The following is a 21687-nucleotide window of genomic DNA, read 5'->3' as shown; positions in this document are numbered from 1 at the left end:
GGGGAGGCGGGTTTTTTATTGAAGGTCTCCGGCAACTATCGCAACCGTGGCCGGTAGGTAATAAATAACATCAAGAAGTGACAAATTGCCGTATAACTTTGGTCTTGGATAAGTTTTCTGTCTGGCTATAATTTAATAACTGATTGATATTTATGGTTTGTTTTGAATTATAAAAGTTTTTAAAACTAACGTCTAACGACTTTGTGTCACAGAATAATGTTAGAAATGACCACAAGTGACGTTTGTGCAAGGCGCTAGTGAATGATTCAACGAAGGCGATAGCAGGGAGGCAGCCATGTCACGCGGTTATCTGCTGGGGCTCGATGGCGGTTCCAGTTCCACCAAGGCGGTGATCTTCGATACCACGGGTAATGTCATGGGCGTCGGGCGGGAGGCGTGCTGTCTCGAACATCCTCAGGCGCATTGGGTCGAGCGTGACATGAACGCCGCTTGGGTGAGCGCTGCAGCGGCGATACGCGGCGCTCTGGAAGCGGCCGAGCTGGACGGTGGTGAAATCCTGGCGATCGGCGTCACGGCGCATGGCGACGGGCTCTATCCGCTCGATCGCAAGGGCGAACCGCTCGGTCACGCGATCACCTCATTGGATAGCCGCGCGGCGAGTATGGTGGAGCGCTGGTGCCAGGAGGACGTGCGTGACGAAGCGCTGGCGAGGATCGGGCAGACGCCTTTCGCTTTCTCTCCGGTGACCTTGCTGGCGTGGATGCAGGATCGTCAGCCTGAGCGGTTTGCCGCGCTCGGGAATGTACTGACCTGCAAGGACTGGCTGCGTTTCAAGCTGACCGGCACGGTAGCGACCGATTTCACCGAGGCTAGTACGGGCTATACCGACGTTAACACTCAGCGCTACAGCCTTGACGCGCTGTCGATGCTGGGGATTGATGGCGTCTTCGATGCACTGCCGGAGGTGCGTATGCCCGACGAGATCGCCGGGCATGTCTGCGAAGCGGCGGCCCGCGAGACCGGCTTGAAGGCAGGGATTCCCGTGGCGACCGGGCTTCACGATGTCACGGCCAGCGCGGTGGGTCTGGGCAATATCGAATCGGATACGCTGACCATTGCAGCTGGCACCTTCAGCATCAACGAAGTCTTTTCCGACGCGCCGAACCCCGATCCGCGCTGGGCAACCCGCAACGGCCTGCGCCCGGGCCAGTGGCTCAACATGGCGATTTCACCGGCGTCGTCGAGCAATCTCGAATGGTTTCACCGCCAGTGGGGCCGGACCGGAGATGGCGGTGCCGGGGCGTTTCTCGCTGACATGGAGGAGGCGCTGGACGAGGCATTCCGGAGCCCATCGCGTCTGGTTTATCACCCCTTTCTCTATGGCTCGCCCTATGACGAGCCGGCCAGCGCGGGCCTGTTCGGTCTGCAGGGCTGGCATGGTCGCGGTCATGTGCTGCGCGCGATTCTGGAAGGCGTGGTGTTCAATCATCGCGTGCATGTCGATGCCCTGGCGTCGACCTTTGCCATCGACCGCATCCGCATCACCGGCGGTGGAAGTCACTCGCCGCGGCTGGCCCAGCTCTTCGCTGATTCGCTCGGCCGGCCGCTGGAAACCTCGCGCATTCAGGAGGCGGCGGCCTGGGGCGCGGCGATCTGCGCGGGCGTTGCGGCCGGTGCGTTCTCGTCGATCGAGGCAGCCACACGGCTGTGCGAGGTCGATCACCGCTATATACCGGATGCCCGTCGCCAGGCCGAGTGCCAGCAAGGCTTCGAACGTTACCAGCGGTTGATCGAGTGCCTGCGCCCGCTGTGGCAGATGCTCGATGCCAACGCCTCGTCGCCAGGGGCGCCTGACGCTGAATCCGAATCTCAATCCAGGCTGACGGCGGGAGCCACCCGATGATGGAATCTCTGAATTCACCACCGCTGACTCGTCAGCAGATGCTGGAACGCCTGCGAGCCAACCCCTCGGTCTCGGTGCTGATCATCGGCGCCGGCATCAATGGCGCCGGGCTGTTTCGTGATCTGGCGCTGCAGGGCGTCGATACCCTGATCGTCGACAAGCAGGACTTCTGCGCCGGGGCTAGCGCCGCGCCTTCACGATTGATCCACGGTGGTCTCAAGTATCTGGAAACTGGCGAGTTCCGGCTGGTGGCGCAGTCGACTCGTGAGCGCAACCTGCTGCTGCGCAACGCGCCACACGTGGTGCATCCGCTGCGTACGGCAATGCCGACCCACAGTTGGTGGGGCGGCATCTGGCCGTCGATCCAGCGTTTTTTCCGCCGCCCGGCAAAGATGGATGATCGCGGCATTCTGATCAGTGAAGTGGGGCTGACACTCTACGACTTTTTCGGCCGTCATTTTCGCAGCATGCCACGTCATTCGGTGATGCTGGGCCGCAGGGTGCGTGAATCGCTTCCGGATATACGGCGTGACGTGCGGGCGCTGCACACTTACTACGACGCGGCGATCAGTCAGGCAGAGCGTCTGGGATTCGAGCTGATCGACGATGGCTGTCGAATCCACCGCGGGGCGATGGCGCTCAACCACGTCAACTTGACCGGTGGCGATGGCGGGGGGGTGAATTTCGAAGACGAAGAGGGCAACGCGTTCACGGTGAGGCCGCAGATCATCGTCAACGCCGGCGGCGCCTGGATTGATGAGATCAACCGTCAACTGGGACGGGAAACGCAGCATATCGGCGGTACCAAGGGCGGGCACCTGATCGTCGATGTGCCGAAGATTCGCGAGCAACTCGATGGCCGCATGATCTACTTCGGTGCGCCGGATGGGAGAATCTGCCTGGTATACCCTTTCATGAACCACGTGCTGATCGGTGCCACCGACATTCGTTGCATCGATCCTGATCAGGCTGTCTGCGACGATGCCGAGCGCGACTACATGCTCGAAGCGGTGCGCTACCTGTTTCCCGACGTGACGATTGGGCCTGATCAGGTGCGCTATCGCTACAGCGGGGTGCGGCCACTGCCGCGCAGCGATGCCGCCGACCCGGGCCAGGTCAGCCGCGATCATGCCATCGTCGAGGATCGCATCCACGACTGGTCGGTGCTGTCGCTGGTGGGCGGCAAGTGGACCACCTTTCGTGGCTTTGCAGAAGAGGTGGCGGACGGCGTGCTCTCCAGGCTCGGTCGGCGCCGCGAGATCGATACTCGGCAGTTGGCCATCGGCGGGGGGCGGGATTACCCCCGCGATTCTGCGTCGCGAGAGACGTGGCTTTCCCGCGTGACGGCGCTCTGCGAGGGCGACCGGTACCGGGCGATCACGCTGCTGGATCGCTACGGTACACGGGGCGAAGAGGTGGGTCGGCACTGCGCGAGGATGAGCGCCGAGGGCGTGTGTCGGCAGCGCTCGCTTGTATCGCTTACCGATTATCGTGTAGGCGAGATCGATTTTGTCTGCCGTTTCGAACGCGTCGAGCATCTGGCCGACGTGCTGTTCCGGCGTCTGCCCATTGCGCTCTCGGGCCAGCTCGACAGCGTGGTGATCAATGAGGTTGCGAGCCTGTGCGGCGCGTCGCTTGGCTGGGCCGAGGCACGTCGCCGGGAGGAAATCGACGCGGTGTGCGAGATCGCGACACGCCTGCATGGCGTTTCGCTGATGCCGGAACACGGTCATTCGCCAACCCGAGCCTCGGAGGCCGCATCATGACTGCCACCTTTTCCACAACGGCTGTTTCCAAGGCTACTGTCTCTGCGAGCGGAATGCGCACAGGGCGGCTGTTTCGTCGTGACACCGGCCTGAGCTGCATGGTGGCGTTTGACCGCACTTTGCTGGCGGGGCCAGTGGAACATGCAATCGATGCGCGCCGAGCCTGCGAGGCGATCGTCGCGGCCGGGCCGGAAGCGGTGCTGCTGTCGCCGGGCGTGCTCAAGTCCTGCGGCGACCTGTTTGCCGATAGCCGGGCGCCCAGCATCGTGCTGCGGATCGACTACCCGATGGTGGGCGACTTCACCCTGGCGGGAGAGGAGCATCACCGCATGATCGCCACGCCCGCCCAGGCGCAGGCTATGGGGGCGGATGCCGTGGTGATGTGCCTGATCTCTGGTTACGACGATCCCAGGCGTGAAGCCGACAATCTCGAAGCGGTGGCGGAGGCCGCCCATCAGTGCGAGGCGATCGGGTTGCCGTTGATCGTCGAAGCGGTGGTGTGGGGCAGTCGGGAAGGCGGGCGACTCGATGCTGATCGGATCGCGCGTGTCGCGAGGGTCGGTGCCGAGCTGGGGGCCGATCTGATCAAGGCGCAGTTCACCGGAAACCCCGAAGACATGCAGACCTTGGTGCAGAGTTGTCCGGTTCCGGTGCTCGTTCTGGGTGGGGCGGCGATGAATGATGACGCAGCATTGGCACGTTTCACCCGAGATGCATTGGGTAATGGCGCCCGAGGCGTGATCTTCGGGCGCAATGCCTGGCAGCGCGAGAGCGTAACCCAAGGCATCGAACGGCTGGCGGGTATCGTGCATAAATATGGCGGCAAGTGACATGATGCTGCGGTTGCTGTAAGGCAATGCCGCCGAGGGCCAATCGCTAGGCAGCTAGTCATCCAGCGTGTAAACTTTGCATCCCCGAGCCGGCCTCGTCTCGTGCCGGACCTGTCATGCGTCGTGCCGAAATCGCCATCGGCTGACGGCGTAATTTCATCTCCTTAATGATGGCGGTCGTGTTCCGGCTCGCCAGCATGTGATTGAGAGAGTCGAGGACGCCATGAGCGAATACTCCCTGTTTACTTCCGAATCTGTCTCCGAGGGGCACCCGGACAAGATCGCCGATCAGATTTCCGACGCGGTGCTGGATGCCATCATTGCCCGCGACAAGCAGGCGCGCGTGGCCTGTGAAACCCTGGTCAAGACCGGTGTCGCCATCGTCGCCGGCGAGATTACCACGTCCGCCTGGGTGGATCTGGAAGACTTGGTGCGTAACGTCATCAATGACATCGGTTATACCTCCTCGGAAGTAGGCTTCGATGGAAACACCTGTGGCGTGCTTAATCTGATCGGTAAGCAGAGCGTGGATATCGCCCAAGGCGTCGATCGCAGCAAGCCCGAAGATCAGGGCGCGGGCGACCAGGGGTTGATGTTCGGCTACGCTACCGACGAGACCGAATCCTATATGCCGGCGCCGATTCACTATTCTCACCGTCTAGTGGAACGCCAGGCCGAGTTGCGCAAGCACGGCTTGTTGACGTGGCTGCGTCCAGACGCCAAGAGCCAGCTGACTTTCCGCTACGACGCTCAAGGCAAGCCGTGCAGCGTTGATGCCATCGTGCTTTCCACTCAGCATGATCCGGACATCGACCAGGACGAACTGCGCGATATGATCAAGCGCGAGATCATCGAAGAGGTGATTCCCGCCGAGTGGTTGACCGAGAACACCAAGTACCACATCAACCCGACCGGCAACTTCGTTATCGGTGGCCCGGTGGGCGACTGCGGCCTGACGGGGCGCAAGATCATCGTCGATACCTACGGCGGCATGGCACGCCATGGTGGCGGAGCGTTCTCGGGCAAGGATCCGTCCAAGGTCGATCGCAGTGCTGCCTATGCCGGACGTTACGTGGCCAAGAATATCGTTGCCGCCGGTCTCGCCGAGCGTTGCGAGATTCAGATCTCCTACGCCATCGGCGTGGCCGAGCCAACGTCCGTCTCGGTGGATACCTTCGGTACCGGCAAGATCAGCGATGCCAAGATCGTCGAGCTGGTCCGTGAGCACTTCGACCTGCGCCCGAACGCGATTACCAGCATGCTCAATCTGCTGCATCCCATGTATCAACTCACGGCGGCTTACGGACACTTCGGCCGCGAGCCGTTCGAGCATAGCTACACCTGGACCGATGCCAACGGCAAGCAGCAGACCGAGACCTTCACGGCCTTCCCCTGGGAGAAGACCGACCGCGCCGAAGCCCTGCGGAAGGCGGCTGGTCTGTGAAGGGATGTCTAGCGGTAGAGTCCGACGTATAAGGCCTGACTTGTAAGGTCTGATCGGCAAGCGAGGGTAAAGCGGATCCGGGGCTCCGGGTTCGCTTTTTTGGTTAATTACCCACGCCATAACCCCGCATCATGGTCGCCTCCTTCAAGAGCCACTATCGTTGAGTGGTGGAGGCGAGGGCTCCATCGACAATTCGCCATGGTCGGCGGCGACAGGGAAGTCTTTACATGCTGGAAATCGCAGCAGTCTTCATCACGATCACCGCACTGTTTGCGTGGTTCAACTACCGCTTCATCAAACTACCGGCGACGATCGGTGTGATGTGTATCTCGCTGTTGGCGTCGGTGTTGCTGATCGCATTGAGTCACTTCGGTTTCGACGCGATTACCGATTGGGCCGAAGCCTGGCTGGGGCAGATAAACTTCAACGCCTTGCTGATGGACGGCATGCTGTCGTTTCTGTTGTTTGCGGGTGCGTTGCATGTCGATTTTCACAAGCTCAAACGCTACCGCTATTCGATAGGCTTTCTGGCCACTATCGGCGTGTTGATCTCGACGGTGGCGATCGGCAGTGCGGCCTGGTGGCTCTTCGCCACCTTTCATGTAGGGGTGCCTTATCTCTACTGTCTGGTCTTCGGGGCGCTGATCTCGCCGACAGACCCGATGGCCGTGCTCGGCATCATGCGCAGTGCCGGTGCGCCCGAGGACATGGAGATCAAGATCGTCGGCGAGTCGCTGTTCAATGATGGCGTCGCGGTGGTGGTGTTCACCATGATGCTGGGGGCGGCGACGGCGACTGAAGCGCTGACGGTCACGCATTCCGCGATGCTGTTTCTGGAAGAGGCAGGCGGCGGCATTCTGCTCGGCTTGGTCATGGGTTACATCGCCTACTGGATGATGAAGAGCATCGACCAGTATCAGATCGAGGTGCTGGTCACCCTGGCGCTGGTGCTGGGCGGTTATACGCTGGCAACGCATCTGCACGTCTCGGGGCCGATCTCGATGGTCATCGCCGGTTTATTCATCGGTAATCGCGGCCGCGAACATGCCATGTCGAACACCACTCGCCGCTATGTCGATGGCTTCTGGGAACTGATCGACGAGATTCTCAACGCGGTGTTGTTCGTGCTGATCGGACTCGAGTTGCTGCTGATTCCCTTTCAATGGTCATATTTTATCGTTGCGGGCCCGGTAATAGGCGTCATGCTGGTGACGCGCCTGCTCACTATTGGCCTACCTATATTCGTATTGAGGCGTTGGGTGCCTTATCGCCGCGGGACCACGAGAGTCCTCACTTGGGGTGGGCTGCGCGGTGGCATATCGGTGGCGCTGGCGCTGGGGCTGCCCGAGAGCGACTATCGCAACACCATTGTGATGGTGACCTACATCATCGTTCTTTTTTCGATTCTGGCTCAGGGCTTGACGATCGGCCGCCTCGTTCAGCACGTTTTACCTCAAAACTCCAAAGGAGGTTAGACTTTAGTAGTGGTTATCGGTTCAGGCATGGTATCGGCGCCGGGCGTTCCTTACTCTATCCTTCATTGTGTTGAGTTTTTCTTCGGCCGAATGAGTCGATGACGTTCAAATGACGGGGTGAATAATGATGTTACGCACAGGCGTGTTGGTCGCGGCGCTGGGCCTTTCTGGTGCCCTGTTGGCCGGATGCGGTGACGACGGGAATGACTCCGAGGCCGAAGAGGCAACGCAAAACGGCGAGTCGAGCTCGCAGGCGTCCGAAGAACAGGCCTCGGGCGAGGCCAGTGACACCAATGGCGAAGGCGACACGCAGACCGCGAGTGCCGATCCGGTCAGCCTGATCTTTGGCACCGGCGGTACGGGTGGCACCTACTATCCCATCGGCGGCGCCTTGAAGGGTGTCTTCGAAGCCAGTGATCTCGTCGATGGCGTTCAGGTCGTCTCCACCGGTGCGTCCGTGCAGAACATCAACAACATCACCGATGGCCTCAACCAGATCGCCATCGTGATGAGCGATGTCGCCTACGATGCCGTCAACGGCGAAAACCAGTTCGATGGTCAGCCCGCCGATATTCAGGCGCTCGCTGGGCTTTATCCCAACGTTGTGCAGGTCGTGGCCACCGAGGACAGTGGCATCGAGAGCATTGCTGATCTCGAAGGCAAGCGTGTTGGTGTCGGCAAGGTCGGTTCCGGCGTTGAACAGAGTGCGCAGAAAGTGATCGAGTCCGCCGACTTGAGCTATGACGACCTGGCCCAGGTCAGCCATACCGGGTATGCCGATAGTGTGACCAGCATGAGCAACGGCAATCTGGATGCGGCCTTCTTTACGTCCGGCGTGCCCAACTCGAGCATCACAGGCTTGATGCAAAGCACCGACATCACCTTCGTACCGGTGAGCGGTGACGTGGCGGACAAGCTGCTGGAAGCCTATCCGTATTACGAGACGTATACGCTGCCGGCGGGCGCACCCGAACGTTATGATCTTGGCGAAGAAGTCGACACCGTGGCGATCCGCAACATGTTGATCGTCAGTGGCGATATGCGCGATGACGTCGCCGAAGAGCTGACCCAGCGTTTCCATGACTATCTCAATTCCGAGAACGTCTCGGTCGGCGCTCTCAAGCAGTTCGATCCCGACACCATGAATCAGAACCTGGTGGCGCCGGTGCATCCGGGGGCTCAGGCTTTCTATGATTCGTTGTCCTCTGAGGACGGTGATGCTGACGATGCGAGCGATGAAGCGTCGAGCGAGGATGACGACGACGCGCAATCCTGATGCAAGGCCTGGCGGTATGATGCACTATGCCGCGTAAGCGTTGGTGGATCGGCGGCACGGTGGCGATCATGGTGATCGCCACCGTGTTGTATCCATGGCCTTGGTTGGCGGTACGCGAAGGGTCGCAATGGCGCTATGCCTTCCCGGGCTGGGAAGGGACATCGTTCACTTTGCGCTGGACTCACTCGGTCGAGAAGGAAGACTGGGAGGAGTGGTTCGAGGTGAGCGAAGGTGGCGCAATCGAGATCACTGGCACCCGTTTCAAAACCTTTGGGGCGGGCGTACCGGCATCGGCAGGCAAGGAAACACACCTCGAGGATGGCTGGGTGGTGATGACGGGCATCGACCGTGTCGTTGATCCTCTCGCCGTGCAGGCAGCCCCCGCTGAGCATTATCGCATGCGCTATGCCGGGCATATGTTCGCGTTATCGCATGCCTCTCCGCCGCCGATTTATACGTTTAGCGTCCGCAGGGCCCCACTCTGGCGCGTATTGCCGGCATTGGTGCGGCCCTGGTTGTCGTAATGACTCGCCTTGCGAGGATGAAGATCCCTATGTCTCAAGATAAAAGTGCACCAGCCGCCGATGATGACAAGGCGGTCCAGGAAGCGCTGGAAAAGTTTGACCGTGAAAGTTTGGTACGCGATGCGTTGCCGGGGATGGTGATCAAATTCGTCACCGGCCTGGCGGTATTGCTGGCGCTCTTTCACCTGTATACCTCGTTCGCGGGACCGCTGGTCGATGTGGCACAGCGCAGTATCCACCTGTATACCCTGCTGGGTCTGACGTTTATTCTCTACCCGTTGACTCGCAAGGGCGCGCGTGACCGGGTGCCTTGGGGGGATGCCATTCTGGCGGTGCTGGCGTTTGGCGTCGGCGTTTACATGCTGGTGGTGTCCGATCGCGTCATCGCCTCGGCGGGGCGCATCAACGACGTCGATATGCTGGTGGGCTTTCTGGCCATTCTGCTGGTGCTCGATGCCACCAGGCGTGCGACTGGCTGGGGGTTGACGCTGCTGGCGACGATTTTCCTGGTCTACGGGTTTTACGCCAAGTTGTCGTTTTATCCGCAGTTGAACGAGTCGGTCATCTTGGCGACCTGCCGTCAGGTCATGTCGCATCTGGTGTTCATCACCGAGGGCTTGCTGGGTACCGCCATCGGCGTATCGGCCAGCTATATCATCCTGTTCATTTTGTTCGGTGCCTTCCTGGGTAAATCCGGGCTGGGCCAGCTCTTCAACGACTTGGCGCTCGCTGTGGCCGGACATACACGCGGCGGGCCGGCCAAGGTGGCGGTCATCGCCAGCGGCTTTCTGGGCTCGATCAACGGTTCGGCGATCGCTAATGTGGTGACCACCGGGGCCTTCACCATTCCGTTGATGAAGCGCACCGGTTACAAGCCAAATTTTGCGGGTGCCGTCGAGGCCTCGGCGAGTGTCGGTGGACAGATCCTGCCGCCGATCATGGGGGCGGCTGCCTTCATCATGGCGTAAGTCCTGTCGGTGCCCTACACCCAGGTGGTCCTGGCCGGGATCATCCCCGCTTTGCTGTTCTATCTGGGCGTGTTGTTCCAGGTGCACCTGCGTGCCCTGCGCAATGGCCTTGAAGGGATTCCGCGCTCCGAGCTGACGCCGCTCAAGGCTGTGATGCTCAAGCGAGGCCATCTGCTGGTGCCGATGGTGGTGCTGTTGTGGTTGCTGTTCGATGGCCGGGCGCCGTTCTTCGCAGCCTTCTGGTCGATTGCCGCCACCGTGCTGATCTGCGGCACGCGTCGGGTCACCGTGGGTGTCAGCGCGATTTTGGCGCTTTTGATCTTCGAGCCGCAATTGCGTGCGTTGTTTGCCGGTTATGCACAGCCCAATATGCCGGTCAGTCGCTGGTCACTGTTCCTGATCATTGCGGTGCCGGTGGCGCTCAACGCCGTGCGTGCCAAGCTCGGCCTGGTAGCGGAAAAAATGGATATCGCCGAGTGCCGTGATGCCATGCACGATGGCGTACGCAATGCCATTCCGGTGGCGGTCGCCTGTGGCGCGGTGGGCATCATCGTGGGTATCGCCACGCTCACGGGCATCGCCCTGGACGCTGCCGATGCCGTGGTCACTCTGGGGCAGCAGATTCCGATCCCCATGATTCAGCTTCTGGTCACGCTGTTTCTGACCATGATCGCGTCCATCGTGCTGGGGATGGGGCTGCCGAGCATTCCCACCTACATCATCACCAGTACCATGGCGGCGCCGATCCTGCTCAACCTGCCGTTGTTCCGTGAATTGGCGGGTAGTAACGAGACGGCGATTTTCGTGGCGCACATGTTCGTGTTCTATTTCGGGTTGTTCGCCAACCTGACTCCGCCGGTGGCCCTGGCAGCCTACGCTGGTGCCGGCATCAGCGGTGGCTCGCCCAATGCCACGGGCTTTCAGGCCATGAAACTGGCTGTCGCCGGGTTCGTGGTGCCTTATATGTTCGTGTTCGCGCACAGCATGCTGATGATCGATGCCACGTTGGGCGATATCCTGTTGGTGATCGTCACCGGTGTGGTCGGCGTCTTGTTGCTTGCCGTGGCGGTGGAAGGCTATCTGCGTCGGCCGCTCAATCCGTTCTGGCGTCTGCTGGCAGCCGTTGGGGCGCTGACACTGATCTATCCTGGCTTGATCAGCGATATCGTCGGTGCGGCAATTACGGCCTTCTTGTTCCTGCTGGCCAAGAAGACGCAACCCGAGACGGCGTGACAGGCGGGTGCGACTGCGCATGTCGATAATGCGTATTGATAATCAAGGGCGCCAGCCGGCGCCCTTGATTTTTAGCCTGTCGTTCATTAAAAAGAACGGAAACGTTCTTTATAGTGAACGCACCATGCCATCACCGAGTCCTGCCATTGTTGCCAACTTGCGCCGCCTCCGCGAGATGCGGGGTTATTCATTGAGCGCGCTGGCCGAGCGGGCCGCAATCAGCAAATCGACGCTCTCGCAACTCGAAGCCGGCAAGGGCAACCCCACCATCGAAACGCTCTGGACGCTAGCCAATACGTTGGGCGTGGCTTTCAGTGAGCTGCTCGCCGAGGGCGAAGATGGCATGACCGTCAGCGAACCCGGTGGCGGAAATGTGCAACTGATGGCGCGGGGGCAAGAGTCGCCTCGGGTGGAGGTCTACTTCATGCGGCTAGCGCCGGGGGAGGTGAAAACCTCGCGAGCGCATCCGCGAGGCGTGCGGGAGCATGTCATGGTAGTCGAGGGCACGTTGCGCGTGGGGGCGCTCCATGCGCTGGCCGTTTGCCGGCCGGGTGAAGGGCACGAGTTCGCGGCGGATGTCGAGCATCGCTATGAAGCCCTGCTGGACACCACACGGCTCGTGGTCAGCATCGTGTATCCGCATGACGAGGTGGCTCAATGAATCCCGAACGGGGTAGCTTGTCGCCCTGGCGCTCAGTCGGCCAAGGTCTGCGCGAGAGTTTGTCGCTGGTTGTGGGCTATGCGCCGATCGCGTTCTCGTTTGGGGTCATCGCCGTGCAGTCTGGGCTGACACCATGGCAGGCCGTGGGTATTTCGTTGCTGGTCTTCGCCGGCGCTAGTCAGTTCGTGATGGTGGCGATGATGGCAGCGGGGAGCGGCGGTCTCACGGTGTTGTCGGCGGTGTTGATGATGAATCTACGCCACTTGTTCTATGGCCCGGCCCTGGCGACACGCCTCGTGACACTACCGCGTCGCCTGGCGCCCTGGCTGGCGTTTGGGCTGACCGATGAAGTCTTTGCCACGGCGATGGCCAAGGGGGCGGCGCGGCCTCTCGAGCCGGCCTGGTGCCTGGGCCTGGCGTCGGGTGCTTATCTGGCCTGGGTCGGGGGGACGGCGCTGGGGGCCTGCGTGGGGGCAGGGTGGGCAAGCGAGGGCGGCTACGTGGCGCAGGCACTCGACTTCGTGCTCCCTGCGCTGTTCCTGGCCTTGCTGGCGCAGGCGTGGCGTCGCGCGCGATGGCCGGTGGTGGCGGTTGCGGCCGGCACCACGTTACTGGGAATGATGTGGTGGCCGGGGCATGTAGCCATGTTGGTCGGCATGCTAGCGGGTGCCTTGGTGGGTAGCCGTCAATCCCGTACCCAATGCGCTCAGGAGGTGACGACATGACATGGTGGGGCATCGTGATCGCGGCGGGGGCGGGTACGTTTCTGATACGTTATCTGCCGCTGCTTTCCGGGACGCGCCTGGCGCGTGGTGAGGGCAGGCTGAGCCGCTTCCTCGGGGCGCTGGGACTTGCCGCCATCGCGGCTTTGATCGTTCTCTCGATGAGCGATCTATGGTGGCAGGCGCCGCACTGGCGTGGCGGGGTGCGCTTGGGTCTGGGCGCGACGGCAGTGTTGCTGGTGCAGCGTTTGACGCCTAACGTGGGACTGGCCACGTTGGTTGGCGCTGGCGTCTATGGTGCGGCCGGCTGGGTGCTGGCCGATTGAGATGAGCCGTTGCCATGTCGAATGAATGCTTACTGCCTACCGCCGAGACACGTCGCTACCCGGACCGTGTGCTGACCGATCGTCATGGCTTTCACCAGTGGCTGATCGGGCTCGAGGGGGTTGTCGAGCTGGAAGCTGGCGGACGTGGCGCGCACGTGGATGCTGGGCGGCTAATCACTATCTCCAGCGGTAACGAGCACCACTATCTGGCGCCGGGCCACAACCGTACGCTGGTGCTCGACCTGCCCGTCGCGTGGTGCGAGGCGGCGGGGCTTGGCGATGTCACATCGTGCCGCTTGCCGTCGACCGTGCGCGCGGATGTCTCTGCCCTCGTCGACGCGCGTCCTGACGTGCTGGCGAGGCGGCTTCATGCGCTGCTCGAAATGGGGCGTACCACGCATACCGAGCCGCGTTTGCGCTTACTGCGTTTGTTGCCGGAGATTGAGGCGGATCTGGCGGCACCCTGGCGTGTGCGTGACTGGGCGGTGCGCTGTCACATGGCGGAGGCGGCGTTCGCGCGGCGTTTTCGCGCCCTCACCGGTGCCTCGCCGCATGCCTGGCTGATCGAGCGTCGTCTGCAACGCGCCTGCACGCTGATGCAGGATGCCCACCGTCCCCTTACCGAGATCGCCCAGGCATGCGGGTTTCACGACAGCGCGCATTTTTCGCGTGCCTTTCGCGCACGCCATGCGTTGTCACCACGCGAGTGGCGGCAGTGCCACCAGTCGGCAGATTGACGATAGCCAATACGCTAACCGAGTCCGGCGATTCGCCAGAGAAGGTCGAGATAGGGCGGAATGATCAGCGGCGCCGCCACGGTCGTCAGCAGCACGGCGATGGCGCCCTTGGCGGGGCGGATGTTCAGTTCCATGGCGATGACCACGACATTGGCCGCCATGGGCACCACACCCAGCAAAAGCAGTGCGCCGGCCAGCGTCGATGAAATACCCATTGTCGCTTGCAGGGCGAGCACCAGGCCTAGCATCACCAAGGGCCACATCACATAGCGCGCGGCGATGCAGACACCCAAAAAGCGCCCGTCGAACGCGCGCATCGAGACGCCGCCTAGCGTCATGCCGATGATCATCATGCCGAGTACGGTATAGCTGGCGCGGAAGTAGTCGAGCCCTTCGATCACGGCGCCGGGCACCGACCAGGGCAGATGATAGGCGAGCAGGGCGGCGATGAAAGCATAGAGCAACGGCAGACGGGTGATCTTGCCAAGGCTCTCGCGGACCGAGAATTGACCTCGGGCGCTGATGTAAAAGCCCACGCTGAATTCGAAGAGCGTGACACCTAGCAGGCAGAACAGGTAGGCGGCGACGCCCTCGGGCGGAAGCAACGCCATGGCCAGGGGCAGTCCGAAGTAACCGGTGTTGCCGGTGCCGGCGGAAAATGCCAACAGTGCGGCTTCCTGCGGGGCGAAGTAGCGCCGCACGACGGCGTGGGTAGCCAGGCACAGGACGCTGGCCAGCGCGAACATGCCCGCCGTCAGACCGAGCAAGGCCGGTGAAGGCTCGCCCAGATAGAGCCCGCGAAAGAACGTCAGCGGTGCGATGAGGTAGATCAGCAACGTTGCGATGGGGCGTGGATCGATGGCCAGTCGGCGCGCGCAGAGCCAGCCCAATGCCACGAAGATCAGCAGCATCCACAGCGGTTGGGAAAGGTCGACTTGGGACATGCGGCATTCCTGATGATGAACGCCCATGATGCCCGTTATGCGCCTTGTTGGGCAGCCCTGGATTTGACCTGTCCCTGAGGCGCTTGTAATGCACCTAATGCGGCAGTCCTCGGGTCAGGATTCGACAAGTTTGTGGCGTGTGGGCGTGGCAGCCTGGGAGCTCGCGTTCATGTCACATGGGAGTTAATCATGTCGCTCGAGTCGTCCGCGTCTCGCCGGGCCACGCTGATCGGTGCCACCACGGTACTCAACTGGGCATTACTGGCGGCGTTGACGCAATTGGCGGGGCCGGTGCCGCCGTTTCTGCTCACCGCGCTGGCCTTCGGTCTGGCGTTCGTGTGCTTCATGGTCTGGTTGCGACTACGCGGCGAGTCGCTGCGGGCGCCGCTGCGTCAGCCGCCGCGCGTCTGGGCGTTGGGTGTCGGCGGGCTGTTCGGCTATCACGCCCTGTATTTCGTCGCCCAGCAGAATGCACCACCGGCCAATGCCGGGTTGATCAGCTATCTATGGCCGCTTTTGATTGTGTTGTTCGTGGCGCTGCTGCCCGGTGAGCGACTGCGTGCACGCCACGTCGTGGGAGCGCTGTTGGGCTTCGTGGGCGCTGCCTTGCTGGTGGGAGGCGATGTCAGTGCCTCGGGGAGCGCCGTGGGCTACGTCGCTGCCTTTGCCTGCGCCTTCCTGTGGAGCGGTTACTCCGTTTTGTCGCGCGCCAATCGCGCGGTGCCCACGGCGGCCGTGGGCGGATTCTGCCTGGCGACGGCCGTGCTGGCGGCGTTGTGTCACTGGTTGTTCGAGCCCTCACGGTGGCCGCAAGGCATCGGATGGCTGGGCGTGATTGGTCTGGGCCTCGGCCCGGTGGGTAGCGCTTTCTTTACCTGGGATGTGGGCGTCAAGCATGGCGATCTGCGCTTGCTAGGGCTGCTGGCCTATTTTACGCCTCTGCTATCCACTCTGGTGTTGATCGCGACCGGCTATGCCTCGGCAACCGCCTGGCTGGTACTGGCGGCGGGCCTGATCACGCTAGGTATGCTCATCGGCAGTGGCTGGTTACGCGTGCCTCGACGTGGCACTGGATCGACGGATTGACCCTGAAGTCCACTCCAGACATTACACTGGAGGAAAGCTACCGAGAGGCAGGACGGCATGGGACATTCGACTTCCGGTCACGATCATGCGGCGCATGATCATCACGACCACGACCACGACCACGACCACGACCACGACCACGACCACGACCACGACCACGACCACGCGCCCACGGTCACCGCGGATAGCGCCAAGCGCGTCAAGTGGGCCATGTACTTGACCGCCGGTTTCATGTTGGCGGAGGCAATTGGCGGCTGGGTGTCGGGCTCGCTGGCGTTGCTGGCTGATGCCGGGCACATGTTCAGCGACAGCTTTTCGCTGGGGCTGGCGTTGTTCGCCTTCTACATGGGGGGCAAGGCACCGGACAAGCGGCGTACTTTCGGCTACCAGCGCTTTCAGGTGTTAGCGGCCTTCATCAATGGACTGACGTTGCTGGGGATCGCGGTGTGGATATTCATCGCGGCCATCGAACGTTTCACGCAGCCGATAGAGGTGCTGGCCGGACCGATGATGACCATCGCGATCCTCGGCTTGTTGGTGAACCTCGTGGTGTTCAAGATCCTGCACGGCGGTGATCAGGAGAATCTCAACCTGCGTGGGGCGCTGTTGCACGTGATGGGCGACCTGCTGGGATCGGTGGCGGCGATTGCGGCCTCGGTGGTGATCATGCTGACCGGATGGACGCCCATCGATCCCTTGCTCTCCGTGCTGGCTGCGGCCTTGATTCTACGCGCGGCCTGGAAAATTCTGCGCCGTTCGACCCATACCCTGCTCGAAGGTACACCGGAAGGCGTCGATGTCGACAAGATTCGAGCGGCGCTGGAAGACATCGAGGGTGTGGTGAGTGTGCATGACCTGCATGTCTGGGGGCTGACGCCGCAGGATCCACTACTGAGTCTGCATCTGGTGGTGCGCGATGACATGTCGCACCAGGTGATGCTTCAGGCTGCCTATGCGCGCTTGCAGGAACGCTTCGGGATCAGCCATGCCACCTTGCAAGTCGAAGGTGAGGCTTGCCTGACGGGGGGCGACTGCCAGGTGACGTCGACTACCCATTCTTGAGGCGCGCAGCGGGACATCGGGCACCATGACCCGGATTAATGCCAAGCCGCGAAACTTTCATTGGTCAGCGCGGGCGGGGATCGGCAGAATGCGCGGCATCGAATACGAACGTGACCCGATGCCGGTCGCGCCATGTCATGAAGAGGGTTGCATCGATGAGTACTCGCGAACATCCGTTGGGCATCAGCTTCGAATTCTTTCCGCCCAATACCGATGCCGGACGGGAAAAGCTGAAAGGCGTGCGAGACACGCTTGCCGAGCGGCGCCCGCGTTTTTTTTCGGTCACCTACGGCGCTGGGGGCTCGACTCAGGCACGGACCTTCGAGACCGTTAAGTCAGTGCGCCAGTGTGGCATCGACACTGCGCCGCACTTGTCCTGCATCGGCAGCGACAAGGGCGAGTTGCGCGAGCGTCTGGATAGTTTCCGCGAGGCGGGAATCACCAACCTGGTCGCGCTGCGCGGCGACCTACCCTCGGGAATGGGCGGCATGGGCGAGCTGCGTTACGCCAACGAGCTGGTCGAGTTTATCCGCGATGAAACCGGCGATCATTTCCAGATCGCGGTGGCAGCATATCCCGAGGCGCATCCTCAGGCGCCCAGTTACGAGCACGACCTGCAGAATTTCGTGCGCAAGATGCAAGCCGGTGCCGATATCGCCATCACGCAGTATTTCTTCAACGCCGACGCCTACTTCCATTTTCTCGAGCGGGCCCGCGCGCTGGGGGTCGAGGCGCCGATCGTGCCGGGCATCATGCCGATCAGCAATTACACCAAGTTGGCGCGTTTCTCGGATGCCTGCGGGGCGGACATTCCGCGCTGGATCCGCAAGCAGCTCGAGGCCTACGGCGACGATAGCGAAAGCATCCAGGCGTTCGGCGAGGAGGTGGTGTCGAATCTTTGTCAGCGTCTACTCGACGGCGGCGCCCCGGGGCTACATTTCTATACGCTCAACCAGGCGACGCCGGCGCTGCGAGTGCTCGACAACCTGCGCTGCGATAGCTGATGCATGGCGTCTAGCGTGCTCTTCGTCTAGCCTGACAGGGGTAGACGTCTCACCCATGGATAGGAGAAAGGCATGCTACGTACCCCTCGTATTGCGCTCGGTATCGGCAGTGCCCTGTTGATGCTGGGCAGCGCCCAGGCAGCGGAACATGACATCGAGATGCACCAGGTCGATGCCCAGGGCACCAGCGACAGCGTCGGCAGCGTAACGCTCAAGGACACCGATCACGGCTTGCTGCTGACACCGGATCTTTCGGACCTCGAGCCGGGGATGCACGGCTTTCACGTGCATATGAACCCGAGCTGCCAGCCGTCGGAGCAAGACGGTGAGACGGTGCCGGGAGGTGCCGCCGGCGGTCACTATGACCCCGAAGACACGGGCACGCACCAGGGCCCCTACGCGGAAGGACACCTCGGTGACTTGCCGGTGCTGATGGTCGACGAGGATGGCAACGCTACGACACCGGTGTTGGCGCCGCGTCTTGAAGCCTCCGACTTGGAAGGCCGTGCCCTGATGATTCATGCCGGCGGTGACAATTATTCCGATGAGCCCAAACTGGGTGGCGGAGGCAAGCGCGTCGCTTGCGGAACGTTGTCCGAGTAATCGTTTTCTCGACACAGTAGGTAGGTAACCAAAAGGCTCCTCAACGGGAGCCTTTTTCATGGTGCGCCAGGCATGGCGCGTAGCGCCGATTAGGCGCTATCCGGTCCGCCGTGGTGGTGGGCTGGATGACTTGGGGGTGAAAGTCCCCTACGGACCCTGATAGCGGGAACCGTTAGCTGAACAGCAAGGGTGTCCGCCGCGAGGCGGAATCTGAAGGAAGCTGTAGGCAAACTCCTGGCCCGACGAACAGGAATCGCATATGAGGCAGCCACATCTGGGCGAGAGGGCCATGAAACTCGAAGCCCAATAGCTATCCGGAAGATGTGGAAGTAGATGCGGCGGGTAGATGGGAGGAAGGTCGCGCGTCTTACCCTGGGAGGCCTGTTCGCCTGCCATTGGCTACCGACACCGTGAGGTGTCGGGATGGGCGAACAGGAGTCAGCAGAGGCCATAGTAGGCTCTCTAACCAAGAGCTGAAGGGCTGAACCTGTCACGAGTGGATAGTTGACCGCTCTCTGGTGTGTACGAGCAGAAGCCTCCTCGGAGGGCTCTCGATAACTGTATGGCGGGCCGGAAGCCCAAAGACTGTCGAAGCGCTCAGAGCACACAGGCGGGCGAATTCAGCGGAACGAAGCTCAGCCCAATAATGGGGTACAGGAACCGCCGTGGTACGGATCCGTATGCCCGGTGGTGTGAGAGGACGGGGGAGGCAACTCCCCCTCCTACTCGATCGTCTTGCTTTATACCGCAGCGATGCGGCGTGGTCAGGGATCAGTGCGTCTTGCCGTCACTCGGATCGATTAGACGCACGGTTTGGATGTCGTCGGAGGTGTCGTCCTCGCGTGGCTGGTTGACGCGCGTGGTGAGGTTTTCGGCGAAGCCATTCTCATCGATGGCTAGCTGCTCCAGGTAATCGCAGGACACGCATTCCCGGTAGCGGATGCCGTTATGCTCCCAGGCACGAATGCGGTCCATGGCCGCGCAGCGCGGGCATATGGCGCCGGCGATGAAACGCTTGGGGTTGGCCGTCATTTTGGAGTCCTCTCACGATGGCAACCGGGCGCGAGGCCCGGTTGGAAAAGGCTTGCAAAAGGCTGTCTCAGGCCGCGTCGGCATTCTCGATGCCGGAGTGGCGAAGCAGCGGTTCGATGCTGGGCGCGCGGCCGCGAAAGGCGCTGAACAGCGCGGCGGCGTCGCGCGAGCCGCCCCGTTCGAGAATTTCCTGACGGAAACGCTTGCCCGTAGCGGCATCGAAGATGCCGGCGTCTTCGAAGGCACTGTAGGCGTCCGCCGAGAGCACTTCCGCCCATTTGTAGCTGTAATAGCCCGCCGCGTAGCCACCGGCGAAGATGTGCCCGAACCCGTTTTGAAAACGGTTGAAGTCGACGCGCGGCGTGACGGAGGTTTGGTCGCGTACGTCGTCGAGCAGGGCCTGGACCTCGCCGGCATCGGGTGCTTCGAGTTCATGGTGCAGGCGGAAGTCGAACAGTGACAACTCGAGTTGGCGCATCATGCCCATGGCCGACTGGAAGTTGCGCGCGGCCTGCAGTTTGTCGAGTAGAGCATCGGGGAGCTTCTCGCCGGTATCGACATGCGCGGCGATCATGTCCAGCCCTTCGCGCTCCCAGCAGAAGTTCTCCATGAACTGGCTGGGCAGCTCGACCGCGTCCCAGGCGACGCCGTTGATGCCGGACACATCGGCGACAGTTTGACGCGTCAGCATGTGGTGCAGGCCATGGCCGAATTCGTGGAAGAGTGTGAGCACTTCGTCGTGGGTGAGCAGCGCCGGCTTGCCGCCCACGGGGCGCGTGAAATTGCAGGTCAGATAGGCGACCGGCAATTGTAGGCTGCCGTCCTCGCGGGTACGGCGCACACGGCATTCGTCCATCCAGGCACCGCCACGCTTGCCCTCGCGGGCGTAAAGGTCGAGATAGAAGCCGGCGATCGGGGCGTCACCGTCGAGGATCTCGAAATAGCGTACATCGGAATGATAACGCGGCACGTCGTCGCGCTCGGCGAAGCGGATGCCGTAGAGCGTGCCGGTTACCTGGAACAGGCCCTCGATGACCTTGGGGGCCGGGAAATAGGGGCGCAGCTGTTCTTGCGAGATGGCATAGCGTGCCTCGCGAAGCTTCTCGCTGGCATAGCCGATATCCCACGGCTTCAGCGTCTCGAGACTCAGTGACTCGCGGGCGAAGGCTTCGAGTTCGTTGAATTCGCGCTGGGCTTGGGGGTGCGCACGCTCGGCCAGATCGTTGAGAAAGCCGAGTACCTGCTCGGGCGAGTCGGCCATCTTGGTGGCCAGCGAATAGTCGGCGTAGGTGGCGAAGCCGAGCAGTTCGGCCAATTCGCGGCGCAGGCGCAAGCTCTCTTCGATGATCGGTGCGTTGTCGAAGCGGTCGGCCTGCGGGCCCTTGTCCGAGGCGCGAGTCACGAAGGCAGTATAGACTTCTTCGCGTAGCGCGCGGTCGTCGGCGAAGGAAAGCACCGGGTAGAAACTCGGGAAGTCGAGCGTGATGCGATACCCCTCGACATCCTTGGCTTCGGCGTTGGCCTTGAGCGTTGCCAGTGCGCTTTCCGGCAGACCGGCCAGGCGCGAGTCGTCGGGCAAATCCTTGTGCCATGCTTGGGTGGCGTCGAGCACATGGTTGGAGAAGGTGTTGGCCAGCTCCGACAGGCGTGCCTGAATCTCGCCGTAGCGGCGCTTCTTGTCCTCGGCCAGATCGACCCCGGCGAGACGGAAGTCGCGCAGGGTATTGTCGATGGAGCGCTGCTGGCCTTCCTCGAGGCGGGCGTACTCGTCGCTTTCTTTCAGGCGCGTGAAGGCGTCGAAGAGACCCTGATGCTGCCCCAGCCATGTGCTGTAGTCGGAGAGCATGGCGAGACACGCTTGATAGGCTTCGCGCAGCGCGTCGTTGTTCATGGTGGCATTGAGGTGCGACACCGGCGACCAAGCCTGCGAGAGGCGGTCGTTGAGAGCCTCAAGCGGCGCTACGAGACTCTCCCAGCTGACCTGTGATTGGTTGGCGAGGGCCTCGATGTCACGGCGGTTTTCCGCCAGAAGCTGCTCGATGGCCGGCACCACATGCTCGGGCTGGATGTCATCGAACGGCGGCAGGACATGCGATTCGAGCAAGGGGTTGCGTGACATGGGCACCTCGA

The 21687-nt window shown here is 61.8% G+C and carries 18 protein-coding genes and 1 pseudogene; 16 read left to right on the top strand and 3 right to left on the bottom strand.

What is annotated here, in order from left to right; all coding sequences use genetic code 11:
* The first annotated feature begins 295 nt into the window (after positions 1–295).
* The 12 genes and pseudogenes from SR908_RS06345 to SR908_RS06290 all read left to right on the top strand — a co-directional run bounded on the left by SR908_RS06345 (position 296) and on the right by SR908_RS06290 (position 13826).
* Entirely contained in the window at positions 296–1864 is a 1569-nt protein-coding gene (locus SR908_RS06345; protein ID WP_246925533.1) for an FGGY-family carbohydrate kinase, read from the top strand.
* Complete coding sequence (locus SR908_RS06340) at positions 1861–3630, top strand: glycerol-3-phosphate dehydrogenase/oxidase (protein WP_246925530.1); 1770 nt, start codon at positions 1861–1863, stop codon at positions 3628–3630. Before SR908_RS06345 ends, SR908_RS06340 begins: the two co-directional genes overlap by 4 nt.
* Positions 3627–4460, top strand: coding sequence for a class I fructose-bisphosphate aldolase (locus SR908_RS06335; protein ID WP_246925527.1), 834 nt, complete (start codon positions 3627–3629; stop codon positions 4458–4460). The genes SR908_RS06340 and SR908_RS06335 overlap by 4 nt, the downstream gene beginning before the upstream one ends.
* 223 nt (positions 4461–4683) lie before the next feature.
* On the top strand, positions 4684–5904 hold the full coding sequence (gene metK / locus SR908_RS06330) for a methionine adenosyltransferase (RefSeq protein WP_040240887.1): 1221 nt from the start codon (positions 4684–4686) through the stop codon (positions 5902–5904).
* A 227-nt stretch (positions 5905–6131) separates the two neighbouring features.
* On the top strand, positions 6132–7379 hold the full coding sequence (locus SR908_RS06325; protein ID WP_246925524.1) for a cation:proton antiporter: 1248 nt from the start codon (positions 6132–6134) through the stop codon (positions 7377–7379).
* A 124-nt stretch (positions 7380–7503) separates the two neighbouring features.
* The gene (locus SR908_RS06320; protein WP_097021775.1) at positions 7504–8655 is read left to right on the top strand and encodes a TAXI family TRAP transporter solute-binding subunit; all 1152 of its coding nucleotides are present in this window, start codon (positions 7504–7506) and stop codon (positions 8653–8655) included.
* Positions 8656–8681: 26 nt separating this feature from the next.
* Positions 8682–9179 carry a DUF1850 domain-containing protein gene (locus tag SR908_RS06315; RefSeq protein WP_097021776.1) on the top strand — a complete coding sequence of 166 codons (498 nt, stop codon included), beginning with the start codon at positions 8682–8684 and terminating at the stop codon, positions 9177–9179.
* Positions 9179–11380: pseudogene (locus SR908_RS06310) on the top strand (TRAP transporter permease). Before SR908_RS06315 ends, SR908_RS06310 begins: the two are co-directional and overlap by 1 nt.
* 124 nt (positions 11381–11504) lie before the next feature.
* Positions 11505–12041, top strand: coding sequence for a helix-turn-helix domain-containing protein (locus SR908_RS06305; protein WP_179702996.1), 537 nt, complete (start codon positions 11505–11507; stop codon positions 12039–12041).
* The gene (locus SR908_RS06300) at positions 12038–12766 is read left to right on the top strand and encodes an AzlC family ABC transporter permease (protein WP_097021779.1); all 729 of its coding nucleotides are present in this window, start codon (positions 12038–12040) and stop codon (positions 12764–12766) included. Before SR908_RS06305 ends, SR908_RS06300 begins: the two co-directional genes overlap by 4 nt.
* On the top strand, positions 12763–13089 hold the full coding sequence (locus tag SR908_RS06295) for an AzlD domain-containing protein (protein ID WP_246894791.1): 327 nt from the start codon (positions 12763–12765) through the stop codon (positions 13087–13089). The genes SR908_RS06300 and SR908_RS06295 overlap by 4 nt, the downstream gene beginning before the upstream one ends.
* Before the next feature lie 14 nt (positions 13090–13103).
* Positions 13104–13826 carry a helix-turn-helix transcriptional regulator gene (locus SR908_RS06290; RefSeq protein WP_245846314.1) on the top strand — a complete coding sequence of 241 codons (723 nt, stop codon included), beginning with the start codon at positions 13104–13106 and terminating at the stop codon, positions 13824–13826.
* 14 nt (positions 13827–13840) lie between these two features.
* Here the strand turns inward: SR908_RS06290 and SR908_RS06285 are convergent, their stop codons facing one another.
* Positions 13841–14770, bottom strand: a complete 930-nt coding sequence (locus SR908_RS06285; protein WP_097021781.1) for an AEC family transporter — start codon at positions 14768–14770, stop codon at positions 13841–13843.
* 189 nt (positions 14771–14959) lie between these two features.
* Between SR908_RS06285 and yddG the strand changes: the two genes are divergently transcribed.
* The 4 genes from yddG to sodC all read left to right on the top strand — a co-directional run bounded on the left by yddG (position 14960) and on the right by sodC (position 18525).
* Positions 14960–15856: an aromatic amino acid exporter YddG gene (gene yddG, locus SR908_RS06280; protein WP_097021782.1), complete on the top strand. Its 897-nt coding sequence runs from the start codon at positions 14960–14962 to the stop codon at positions 15854–15856.
* A gap of 57 nt (positions 15857–15913) precedes the next feature.
* Positions 15914–16918 carry a cation diffusion facilitator family transporter gene (locus tag SR908_RS06275; protein ID WP_246925521.1) on the top strand — a complete coding sequence of 335 codons (1005 nt, stop codon included), beginning with the start codon at positions 15914–15916 and terminating at the stop codon, positions 16916–16918.
* Between the two features lie 155 nt (positions 16919–17073).
* Positions 17074–17922, top strand: coding sequence for a methylenetetrahydrofolate reductase [NAD(P)H] (metF, locus tag SR908_RS06270; RefSeq protein WP_246925517.1), 849 nt, complete (start codon positions 17074–17076; stop codon positions 17920–17922).
* 72 nt (positions 17923–17994) lie between these two features.
* Positions 17995–18525, top strand: coding sequence for a superoxide dismutase [Cu-Zn] SodC (gene sodC / locus SR908_RS06265; protein WP_246925513.1), 531 nt, complete (start codon positions 17995–17997; stop codon positions 18523–18525).
* Positions 18526–19296: 771 nt separating this feature from the next.
* On the opposite strand, the gene SR908_RS06260 is transcribed toward sodC, so the two are convergent.
* Positions 19297–19557: a YheV family putative zinc ribbon protein gene (locus tag SR908_RS06260; protein ID WP_246925497.1), complete on the bottom strand. Its 261-nt coding sequence runs from the start codon at positions 19555–19557 to the stop codon at positions 19297–19299.
* A 67-nt stretch (positions 19558–19624) separates the two neighbouring features.
* On the bottom strand, positions 19625–21676 hold the full coding sequence (gene prlC / locus SR908_RS06255) for an oligopeptidase A (RefSeq protein WP_246925494.1): 2052 nt from the start codon (positions 21674–21676) through the stop codon (positions 19625–19627).
* Positions 21677–21687 lie beyond the last annotated feature (11 nt).

This window comes from Chromohalobacter canadensis (genome assembly GCF_034479555.1).
In the GTDB taxonomy this organism is placed as follows: Bacteria; Pseudomonadota; Gammaproteobacteria; order Pseudomonadales; family Halomonadaceae; genus Chromohalobacter; species Chromohalobacter canadensis.
The sequence above is the reverse complement of the archived record's forward strand: the minus strand, read 5'-3'. Positions and strand labels throughout refer to the sequence as shown.